The following is a 6669-nucleotide window of genomic DNA, read 5'->3' on the forward strand; positions in this document are numbered from 1 at the left end:
GCGCGGCACGATCCACGTGACAGCGAGCGCGCACAGCCAGGGCAATGCGGCGACGAGTCCGACGCGCAAGCCCACCGTTGTGCCTAGCAAGGAGGCGACCTGCTGCGGCAGATAGAAAATCACGCCATACACGCTCATCTGGATCAGCAGATAGATCCCCGACAGCGCGAGCACGCGCCGGTCCAACAACGCCGCGAGAATATTGCGCGGACCGTGTGCGGAAGCATCAAGCGAGTCTTCGTCGAGAGCGGCGCGCAAGGCATGGCGTTCCGCCGCCTCGAGCCAACGCGCGTCTTCGGGCTGGTTGTCCAGATACCAGAACGCCCACACGCCCACAGCGGTGGCCATGCCGCCTTCAATCAGGAACAGCCACTGCCAGCCGACGAGGCCAAACAGACCATGCAGATCGAGCAACAGACCCGAAAGCGGACTGCCGAAAATAAATGCGAGCGGCGCACCGAAATAGAACAGCCCGACGGCACGTGCCCGGGCCGATTGCGGAAACCAGTGCGTCAGGTAATAGATCACGCCAGGAAAGAAGCCAGCTTCGGCCACGCCAAGCAGAAAACGGATGGTGTAGAACGCGGTGGGTGTATGGGCGAAACACATCGACGCCGAGACCAGCCCCCACGTCACCATGATTCGGCACATCCACAAGCGGGCGCCCACGCGATGCAGCAGCAGATTGCTCGGCACTTCGAACAGCGCATAGCCGACGAAAAACACGCCAGCGCCAAAGGCAAACGCCGCGTTCGAGAGCCCCGTGTCATGCTGTAGCGCTTTCTGCGCGAAGCCGATATTGGCGCGATCGAGAAAGGCCAGCACATACATCAGCAACAAGAACGGCAATAGACGCCGCATCACCTTGCTGTTGATCGCCTCGATTGATGTGGGCGAGTTCGGATTCATTGCGTCTCCTGATCCGGTCGTGCGGGCACACTGCACGAATTGCAGCGGCGCCACGCGGCCGGCTCGGTAAGCGACCCGTCTTCTTCAGCGGGTTCAACTGGCCGTGACCTCAGCGTCACGGCTTCGCAGCGGGAGGCGCGCCAACCCGCGCACCTCGGTTGCCTCAACTCGCACGCACCTTTAGTAGGTTGCGCGACCACCCGACAGGTCGAACACCGCGCCGGTGCTAAACGCGCAGTCTTCCGACGACAGCCACAAGATCAGCGAAGCGGCTTCTTCAGGCAGCAGGAAACGGTTCATCGGGATCTTCGACAGCATGTAGTCGATATGCTGTTGCGCCATTGAATCGAAGATCTCGGTTTTGGCCGCGGCGGGCGTCACCGCGTTGACGAGAATGTTCTTGGTGGCCAGTTCCTTGCCGAGCGATTTGGTCAGCCCGATCAGGCCCGCCTTCGAGGCGCTGTAGTGCGACGCGTTCGGATTGCCTTCCTTACCGGCCACCGACGCGATATTGACGATGCGGCCGTAACCTTGCTTGAGCATCTGCGGCACGATTGCGCGGCAGGTGAGGTACGGCCCGATCAGATTCACATCGATCACGCGGCGCCACATATCCGGCTCCAGTTCCCAGGTTGTGCCATTGCCGCCGGTGATGCCGGCGCAGTTGATCAGCACGTCGATCGAGCCATGGGCCGCGAGCGTTTGCGCGACGGCCTGGTTCACCGAGGCTTCGTCCGTCAGTTCGACGATTGCCGTCGACACCTTGCCTTTGCCTGCCAGTTCGCTTTCGGTGCGGGCGAGCCGCTCGGCGTCGAGGTCCCACAGCGCGACGGCCGCGCCTGAGTCCAGCGCGCGTTGCGCCACTGCGTAGCCAATGCCACGAGCGCCGCCGGTAATGACGACAACACGGCCTTCCAGATCGATTCGGTTCATTGCTTGTCTCCAGTGTCGACGGGAGTTAGCGCGTGAGCACTGACTCCGGTCCCATGCAGCATTTGCTGTGATGCGGCCGCAGCACGTATCACGGCTTGCTGTGGTTTGTGATGGTGTCCCTCAATATACGGCCCAGCCGATACCCAGACAATCCGAGTATTTGAAGGTGCGATAACAAAAGTGAATCGGGGTCGATGCTGCCCTCACGCCGCCGACTTCACCTGGTTGCGCCCCGCCGACTTGGCCGCATACAGTTGCTGATCGGCGGCGGCCATCAGGTCGAGCGCACTGCCCCCTCTGGACGGTAAGCACGTCGCGCAGCCCACGCTGACGGTCACCGTACCGTGATCGCTATTGCCGTGCTCGAGATGCAACCCCTGCACTTTTCTACGGATTTTCTCGGCCACCAGCGACGCACCCGACTCCGACGTATCGGGCAACACGACCGCAAACTCCTCTCCGCCATACCGCGCGACCAGATCGACCGAGCGCCGCACGGCCGAGTCGATGCACTCGGAAACGGTCGCCAGCACCTCGTCGCCCGCCGCGTGACCGTAGGTATCGTTAAACAGCTTGAAATGATCGACATCGACGAACAGAACCGACATTGGACTGCCGTTGCGCCGCGCGCGGCGCCACTCCTCGTCGAGCCGGGTGTCCAGGACGCGGCGATTGCTCAGTCCCGTCAGAGGATCGGTCGCGGCGAGTCTGACCAGCTCGGCCTGGGCCCGGATCTTGTCCTGTAGCGTAAACGCCAGCAGCCACGACAGCACAACAAACACTCCGCCGAGCGCCATCGTCAGACCGCCCGCAATCAGACTGCGCTTGCGCCACTCGGCCAGCACATCGGTCACTGCCGGCGCCACCACCGCGATCAAAGGCGTACCCGGTACATGGGCGTAGGTGAAGATGCGCTTGACGCCATCGACGACAGACGCAGTGACGTAGGATCCTTGCTCATGCGCAGCCATCCGGATAAACATATCCGAGCTTGCGATGCTGGTGCCGACATCGCTTTCTTTGAACGGCTTGCGCGCCAGCAACGTGCCGTCGTCGAGCACGATGAATACGGAGCCCGCTTCGCCCGTGCTGATTGTGTCGAGCAGGCGTTCGAAATATTCGATTCGGATGGCCAGCAGTGCGACACCCGCAAACGCACCGCCTTGAGCGTTGATACGCCGCGTAAGCCCGATCGAGAGATTGCCGCCCCGAAGCCGCGAGTGAAATGGATGCGAAACAAACAGCCCCATGGCGGGGCTGCGCTGCTGGGCGGTGAAGTAGTCGCGGTCGTCAAGCCGTACCGTCGGATTGAGTTCACCGTTCTGTGAAGCCAGCACGTGTCCGTTAGCGTCCACGATATATGCGCCGCCCAGATAAGCGGCCGTAGTCGCCCGGTCGAACAGCACGGACTGGCGCAGCCGTCCGATTAGCAGCCAGGTTGCAGGATCTTCTGCGCTGTCCACCATCGCTTCGAGCGACAGATCGTAGATTTCGACGTTGCGCGCCACATCGCTGGAGATGATCGCCACCAGATTTTCCGAGGTCTGGTGCGCGTGACTGAGCGCGTCGGCCCGACCGTCGTAGAGCGTCATGAAGGTCAGGCACGCCATCGCCGCAGCGAGAAACGTGCCGGCGATGCCCGCGTAGAACGGGTGGCGGCCCACGGACTGCATGATAGCCGCGCCCTGGCGGCGAAACGTTTTGCGCCAACGCCGACGCGCGGAAAGAACACGGTGCGACACGCTCCCACCCTCGTCGTAAATCGAAACATGGGTTATCCGGCCGCTGATGGTGAACTGGGCCGTTCAAGCAGCCGACGTCGACGCCGTCGTGCGCAAATCGCAGCTGCAGTCGCTGCTGACTCGCAGATGTTTTCTGCAATGATGCTGGCGTTTGAAACATTTTCGCACGCGTAGGCAGGTGACGCCAGGCGCCGCCCCGGTGATCAATTGTGGATTTCTTCCGACTAGTGCTGCGCTGAAGGTGCGCTGGCCGCGGAATTCTCGACCCGCTGGGCAGCCCGGCGCAACGTCGCACAGATGAGGCGGACGCGATGCTGGTAGTCCTGAGGATCGGTCGACTTCAATGACTGGAACTGGAGAAGCACAGCGTTTGCACGTGCCCAGCCGTAGTCCCAGGCTGCATCGAAATCAGCCGGACTATCCAGCTTGTGCCGCAGGCTCTCCTTGAAGCGCATCATGCTGGCAGATGTGGCGCCGCATAATTCACGGCCCAAATGCGCTGCTCGGCCAGCAGATTGAATACGTTCATTGGTGACCTCATCATCGGCCACGGTGCGCATGCCAGTGCCCGTGCTGGCGCTGGCGGCGGCGGGGGTATCGGCGCTGGCATGCCCCGCATAGGCGAACGACGTCGCCAGCATGAGTGCCATGAGGCCTGCACGGGTATTGATCATAAGCGCACCCTTCGGTGAGACCTCCGCGCCCGATACATCGAATACATTCAATATCTGCGCGGGGCGCCGACCGCGCGGGATGGCCATGGACGAAAGCAATCTCAAAAGCGGTAGCCAGCGCCCGCAAGAATCACGTCGGTGTCGCGATCGTAGTGCGTCACAACGCGGTTCCATTCCAGCCGAGCATCCCAATGCTGGGTGAAGCGGTAAGAAGCAGCGATGGTGATCAGGCCGGAAAATTTTCCCGCCCCCGGCCCAGGCGATTCGCTGTTCTCGTTCTCGTTGACCGCGTAGTATGCGCCCGCGCCTACTGCCAGTGTGACGTGGTTGTCGAAGAACGCGCGCGTCGCCCAAAGCTGGCTGGTGATGCCGTCGCGCCGCGCAAGTTTGCTGCTGCCCTCGTGCAGATAGCCCAGCGTCACATCCAGATACTTTGCGAGACCACGGCGGTACTCGATGGCGCCGCCCAACGCTGAAGGCGAACTCGTCGAGTTGACAATGGTCTTGCCCAGATAGGCGGCCACTTCGTTATTCGTGACGTTGGTCGAACTGCTGGCGGCCCAGTCGCGCGGGCCAGGTGTATCGGGTGCGTCCAGTTGATAGCCCACACCGAACATCACACTGGTGGCATCCGGTCCACGCTGCACATGGACACGGTTGAGCTGCAACTGGGTAATCCATCGGCTCGACGCGTAATACGCGGCCCGCACGCTATAAACGACGCCCCATCCATGCGTATTGGAATAGCTTCCACCCTGGTCCGCCGTCGTAGTGTCGAAATAGCGGTAAGGTCCGATACCAGCCTGCAGGATAAACTTAGGATTACCGACTGGAATGCGCGCCCATAGCTGCACCATCTGGCCATCACGATGGTGGTCCGGAATGTGACCTTCGTTCAGCCAGCTAAAACTGGTCGCAAAGTACTGGCCGAGACCTTCCTGGTAGTTAAAAGCCCACGTGTAGGTATTGGTGTCGCCCGCCCGCGAGCCGCCGCCAAACAGCGAGAACTCCTGCGCATCGGCGCGCGGCGCAGCAAGCAGCCCTGAAACCACCAGCGCCACACCGAGTACCAGCGTGGAGACCGGGTGGCCTGTATTAGCCGCTGTCGCTGCTTGCTCGCAAGGTTTCGATTTGTCAGGCGAAGCGTCTCGCTCCGCGACGTTTGCATGGCGATAAACATCGTCGCGCACCTCGCGTGCGAACCTTTGCTTTTCCACCAGTTTCAGCGCGCGGTGACGGTCCGCGCCGAGCGCTGCGTAGTAACGCTCCGGGTTCACACGTTTGAAGCGCGCATAGAACTCAGGTCCGGGTAGCCCAGAGGCGGCGCAAAGCAGTGCTGCGTAGTCCGCGGTCTTCAGATCGCAGATTGACGAGGCGGCCGTTTCCAACGCGGCGTAGCGGCGCGCAAGCGCGATACCAGGCGTGAAGATTGCGTGAAATGCATGATAGGGAATGAGCTTTCTGCGTCGTGCTGCCAACCAGAGCAATTGAATAATCCGGGCCTCGGTTTCGATTTCCATTTTCTGTCTGTCCGAGAGGCACTTTTTGTAGAAGGCTCGAATCCGTCTACGGGCCATTGGTTGTGAAGGTCAAGGCCGCAATCGCGTTCTGATTGGCCAGCGCACAAATCGGTCGAACAAGAGGCGTTACTGAACAACGCCTCTTCCTCGTATCGCACGCCAACTTGCAGCGCTCACCTCGGCGCAGCGACGACGACGTATTGCACCGTTGGGCCGACGTATTGCGGCTGGTACCAGTTCGGTCCGCAGTGCTGATAGACCACCCCAGCGACCATGACGCTGCTGCAACTTGGCGGCAAAGCCGCGACCGTCGCCCCGATCACCACCGCGGTCGTCACGCCGACCGCCACCCCAACAGCGACCGGATCGACATACCACCCGTCATCGTGGTGGTGATAATCGTCGTCGTGATGGCCGTCGTCATGATGGCCGTCGTCGTGGTGATCATCGTCGTGATGTCCGTCGTCGTGGTGGTCGCTACTGCCGCCTCCGCCGTTATTTCCTCCGTGCGAGTTGTTATTGCCGTTGTTGCTTCCGCCACCTCCATTGTTACTTCCGCCACCACCGTTGTTGCTTCCGCCGTGGGAGTAGTTATTGCCGCCGTTGCTTCCCCCGCCGCCGTTGTTACTTCCTCCGTGGGAGCTGTTGTTGCCGCCGTTGTTCCCCCCACCTCCGTTGCTCCCGCCGCCTCCGCCGTTACTTCCGCCACCGCCATGCGATTCCTGATTCCCACCCCCGCCGCCATGCGAGCTTTGTCCGCCGCCGCCACCCTGCTGTTGCGCGCCAAAACCGTGTGACGATCCACCACCACCGCCAGGCCCGCCCCCGGTATGAGCGCCTCCACCCCCGCCCTGGAAGCCACCTCCGCCGCCCCCATGAAAACCACCGCCC

General features: G+C 61.8%; 6 protein-coding genes. All 6 read right to left on the reverse strand.

Features of this window, described 5'->3' with window-relative positions; all coding sequences use genetic code 11:
- Positions 1 to 909: MFS transporter (locus WCA85_RS09740; RefSeq protein WP_424063261.1), on the reverse strand; the 909-nt coding region annotated here is incomplete at its 3' end.
- A gap of 180 nt (positions 910 to 1089) precedes the next feature.
- Entirely contained in the window at positions 1090 to 1842 is a 753-nt protein-coding gene (locus tag WCA85_RS09745; protein ID WP_424063263.1) for an SDR family NAD(P)-dependent oxidoreductase, read from the reverse strand.
- A 203-nt stretch (positions 1843 to 2045) separates the two neighbouring features.
- Positions 2046 to 3584, reverse strand: coding sequence for a diguanylate cyclase (locus WCA85_RS09750; RefSeq protein ID WP_424063265.1), 1539 nt, complete (start codon positions 3582 to 3584; stop codon positions 2046 to 2048).
- 224 nt (positions 3585 to 3808) lie between these two features.
- Positions 3809 to 4234 carry a hypothetical protein gene (locus WCA85_RS09755; RefSeq protein WP_424063267.1) on the reverse strand — a complete coding sequence of 142 codons (426 nt, stop codon included), beginning with the start codon at positions 4232 to 4234 and terminating at the stop codon, positions 3809 to 3811.
- A 125-nt stretch (positions 4235 to 4359) separates the two neighbouring features.
- Positions 4360 to 5331, reverse strand: a complete 972-nt coding sequence (locus WCA85_RS09760; RefSeq protein WP_424063271.1) for a hypothetical protein — start codon at positions 5329 to 5331, stop codon at positions 4360 to 4362.
- 781 nt (positions 5332 to 6112) lie between these two features.
- Positions 6113 to 6669: hypothetical protein (locus WCA85_RS09765; protein WP_424063269.1), on the reverse strand; the 557-nt coding region annotated here is incomplete at its 5' end.

Source organism: Paraburkholderia sp., assembly GCF_049581445.1.
Taxonomy (GTDB): domain Bacteria; phylum Pseudomonadota; class Gammaproteobacteria; order Burkholderiales; family Burkholderiaceae; genus Paraburkholderia.